Here is a 3,877-nt window from a genome sequence, read left to right as displayed (position 1 = left end):
CCGCCGCGCCGCACCTGCCAGGCCCAGCCCGAGCCCGCGCGGTCGAAGGGCGGCGCGTCGAAGTCGCGGGCGAGGCGCGGACCGTCGGGGCCCTGCTCCAGCCCGGAGCGGATCGCCACGATCTGCGCGTCGAGCCGGCCGTCGATCTGCCCCCGCACGAAACGGTGGAGGATGAAGCCGATCGCGATGCCCGCCACGACCAGCGCGACGGTGACGAGGACGAAGGCGGCGGCGAGCAGGCGGCGCGCCAGCGAGCCCGTGCGCGGTGCGCCTACTAGCCGGGATTCGTGCGCCATCAGGCGGCGTCCGCGTGCAGGCGCCAGCCGTGGCCGCGCACCGCCTCGATCTGGGCCGGCGCGATCTTGCGGCGCAGGCGCGTGATGATGACCTCGACCGAGTTCGAGTCGACGTCGGCGTCGCCGTCATAGACCCGCTCGATCAGTTGCAGGCGGGGCACCACCGCGTCCTTGCGCAGCATCAGGCAGGACAGCACCCGCCATTCGAGCCCGGTGAGCTTCAGGGGCAGGCCGTCGCGCTCGAAGGCGCCCAGCCCGGGGTCGAAGCTCAGCGGTCCGCAGACGAGCCGGCTCGCGCCGCTGGCCTGGGCGCGGCGCACCAGCGCCCGCAGGCGGATCACGAGCTCCTCGGTGCGGAACGGCTTGACGAGATAGTCGTCGGCGCCGGCCTTGAAGCCCGCGACCTTGTCGCTCCAGCCGTCGCGGGCGGTGAGGATCAGCACCGGGAGCGTGCGCCCCGCGGCGCGCCACGCCTGCAGCACGGAGACGCCGTCGCGCTTGGGCAGGCCGAGGTCGAGCACCACCGCGTCGTAATCCTCGGTCTCGCCGAGATGCTGCGCGTCCTCGCCGTCGCGCGCGTGGTCGAGGGCGAAGCTTTCCGCGCGCAGGGCCTTCGCGATCTCGGCGCCGAGCGCGGCATCGTCCTCGACCAACAGGACTTTCATGGTTCTCGGCACCTTCGGGGAACGGGCGTCGGGGGTTAGGCCGGCCGGTTTAACCAGGGCTGAACCGCGCGGTTCAGGGTGGATTGGCGGGCCTCTCCTAGAACGCCGTCAACCCGAAAGGGCCCAACCGAACAGGACACGTTTCATCATGAGCAACGAACAGGTCATCGACGGCACCGCCACCGAGGTTCGCCAGGCCGCCGCCGAGAGAGCCGCATCGAGACCCGCACGCCGCCTGCCCCGCCGCACCCTCGTCGTCGGGGCGATCGCCGCGCCGCTGGCGCTCGGCGCCGTCGGCCTCTCCCTGGCGCAGAACGGCGCGCCCTCGACCACGCCGATCGCCCCGGTGGCGATCTCGGCGCTGGTGCCGTCGGGCGGCATCGCCGCCAAGGGCGAGGTCGCCGAGATCTTCGGCAACAAGTTCGTGCTGCAGGACGGCACCGGGCGGGCGCTGGTCGAGACCGGGCGCCAGGGCGAAGGCGGCAAGCTCGTCGCCAAGGGCGAGACCGTCACCGTGCAGGGGCGCTTCGAGAACGGGTTCCTGCACGCGGCGGCGCTGACCCACGGCGACGGCAACCGCGTGCTGCTCGGCCCGGCCGGCGGCCCGCCCCCCGGCACCCTCGACTGGGCGAAGGACAAGGTCGGGCTCGGGCCCAACCCCGACGTGCCGGCGCTGACCGCCTCGGTGCAGGCGGCCGGCTACTCGGACGTCCGCGTCACCGGCCGCGGCCCGCGCCACCTCGAGGTCGCCGCCAAGGGCCAGGACGGGCGCGAGCGCCAGCTCCATGTCGGCTTCGACGGTCAGATCCGCGAGAAGCGCGTGTTCTGAGGTCGTCGGCCGCGCCGCCGATCCGGCGGCGCGGCACGATCCTCGCCTCGACGGGCCCGGCGCGATGCAACCGATCCCGCCCTGCCGCGTCTTGGCGAGAGACGGACCGCACGCGAGACACCCGCAAGGAGCCTGCCCCAGATGGAACCGATGAAGCCGATGGAACCGATGAAGCCCATGGAACCCATGAAGCCGATGAAGGGCATGGAGCCCTGGTGGCCGGAGGACCTCGGCCAGCCCTCGACCAGCGGGGCGCAGAACGGGATGAAGTACGCCTTCTTCCCCGAGAAGCACCGCCTGCTGATCGAGCAGGACGGCAAGACCACGACCTACGACAGCGGCGACCACAAGATCGGCGGCGTCTCGCAGCAGGACGGCGGATCCAAGTCGCTGACCTTCACCAGCCAGAACGGCGACGTCGACCTCGGCTCGCTGAAGAAGGTCGATTGATCGCGGGCGGGCGGGCTTCGGCCCGCCCGCGTGGACAGCCCGGCGCCGGGCCTCTATGCGCTCGGCCCACATGAACGTGCGCTTCACAGAGAGAATCGCGCCGGGCGCCTTTCCCTGCCCCCCTACTCCGCAGGGTACCCTTCCCCGCAAAGGGGAGAGGGGGAGGTGCATTCTGCCGATCCCGAGGACACCCCGTTGCGCACGCTGATCGATCTCGTGCGCGCGATGCGGGCCCGCGACCGGCGCCGGCTCGCGCTGATCGCCCTGGGGCTGGCCGGCGCAGGGCTGCTCGAGGTGGTCGGCGTCGCCTCGGTGATCCCGTTCCTGACGCTGGTCGGCGATCCCGCGGCCGCCACCCGCCTGCCCTACCTCGCGCAGATCCGCGACACGCTCGGGCTGTCGGACGACCGCAGCTTCCTGATCGCGGCCGGGATGGCGGCGCTGCTCGCGATCCTCGTGACCGCGGTGGTCAACGCCGCGCTGACCTACGCGCAGCTCTTGTTCACCCATCTCACCGGCTACGGCTTCGCCCGGCGGCTGCTGTTCCGCTACCTCGCCCGCGAAAAGCTGTTCTTCACCCAGGGCAACAGCGCGGAGCTTGCCAAGAACGTGCTCTCGGAGACCGACCGCCTGGTCGTCGGCGTGCTGACGCCGGCCACCGTCGTCGCCTCCCGCGCGATCTCGGCCCTCGCGGTGATCGGCTTCCTGCTGGTCTACGCGCCGCGCCTGGCGCTGATCCTCGGCGGCGGCTTCGGCGGGCTCTACGTCGGCATCTACCTGGTGATGCGCGCGCGCCTCGCCTCGCTCGGCGCCCGCTCGGTCGCCGACAACGCGCAGCGCTACCGCGTGGTGCAGGAGACCCTGGGCGCGCTCACCGAGCTCAAGCTCTACGGCCGGGCGGACGCCTTCGCCGGCAAATTCGACGCCCCCGCCCGCGCCTATGCCAAGGCCACCGCCGAGAGCCTGCTGACGGGGCAGATGCCGCGCTTCGTCATCGAGGCCCTGGCCTTCGGCGGCGTCATCGTGGTGGTGCTGTTCGCCCTCGCCCAGGGGCTCGACACCGCCGGCATCCTGCCGCTGCTCGGGCTGTTCGCCTTCGCCGGATACCGGATGCTGCCGGCCTTCCAGAACATCTTCAACTCGCTGGCTCTGCTGCGCTTCTACCTGCCGGCGGTGCGGGTGATCGTCGACGACCTCGACGGCGAGAGCGAGAGTTCGCCGCGGACCGACGCACGGCTGCCGTTCCGCGACGCGATCCGCCTGGAGCGGGTCGGCTTCGCCTACGCGCCCGGGCGGGCGGCGCTCGCGGACGTCAGCCTGACGATCCGGGCCAACACCACCGTCGGCCTCGTCGGGCGCACCGGCTCGGGCAAGTCGACCCTGGTCGGCCTGATGCTCGGCATCCTGACGCCGGATGCCGGCCGCATCACCGTCGACGGCACGCCCTTGGATTCACAGGCCCTGCCGGCCTGGCAGAACCGGATCGGCTACGTCCCGCAGGACGTGTTCCTCGTGGACGGGACGGTGGCCGAGAACATCGCGCTGGGCCTCGAGCCGGTCGACCGCGCGGCGGTGGAGCGGGCGGCGCGGCTCGCCGGCGCGCACGACTTCGTCGCCGCCCTGCCCGAGGGCTACGA

General features: G+C 72.3%; 4 protein-coding genes and 1 pseudogene. 3 read left to right on the top strand and 2 right to left on the bottom strand.

Translation table 11 applies throughout. The features are described from left to right. Positions 1-296, bottom strand: a pseudogene (locus tag FV230_RS25590) (sensor histidine kinase); the annotation flags it as partial. After that, a complete protein-coding gene (locus FV230_RS25585; RefSeq protein WP_147729022.1) occupies positions 296-961 on the bottom strand; it encodes a response regulator transcription factor in 666 nt (221 codons plus the stop codon). The pseudogene FV230_RS25590 and the gene FV230_RS25585, both read right to left, overlap by 1 nt. A 148-nt stretch (positions 962-1,109) precedes the next feature. On the opposite strand from FV230_RS25585, the gene FV230_RS25580 reads away from it, so the two are divergent. From FV230_RS25580 to FV230_RS25570, 3 genes are all read left to right on the top strand, one after another. After that, complete coding sequence (locus FV230_RS25580) at positions 1,110-1,790, top strand: DNA-binding protein (RefSeq protein WP_147844389.1); 681 nt, start codon at positions 1,110-1,112, stop codon at positions 1,788-1,790. Between the two features lie 177 nt (positions 1,791-1,967). After that, entirely contained in the window at positions 1,968-2,240 is a 273-nt protein-coding gene (locus FV230_RS25575) for a hypothetical protein (protein ID WP_313898894.1), read from the top strand. A 195-nt stretch (positions 2,241-2,435) separates the two neighbouring features. Then, positions 2,436-3,877 (top strand): ABC transporter ATP-binding protein (locus tag FV230_RS25570; protein ID WP_147844390.1); only part of this gene is annotated, 1,442 nt, incomplete at its 3' end.

It is taken from the genome of Methylobacterium sp. WL6 (assembly GCF_008040095.1).
Lineage (GTDB): Bacteria > Pseudomonadota > Alphaproteobacteria > Rhizobiales > Beijerinckiaceae > Methylobacterium.
Note: the sequence above shows the minus strand (reverse complement) of the source record. Positions and strands in the feature narration are given on the sequence as shown.

Coding starts and splice junctions, on each gene's coding strand:
- FV230_RS25580 (WP_147844389.1), top strand. CDS start 1,110: ATGAGCAACGAACAGGTCATCGACGGCACCGCCACCGAGGTTCGCCAG.
- FV230_RS25575 (WP_313898894.1), top strand. CDS start 1,968: ATGGAACCCATGAAGCCGATGAAGGGCATGGAGCCCTGGTGGCCGGAG.
- FV230_RS25585 (WP_147729022.1), bottom strand. CDS start 961: ATGAAAGTCCTGTTGGTCGAGGACGATGCCGCGCTCGGCGCCGAGATC.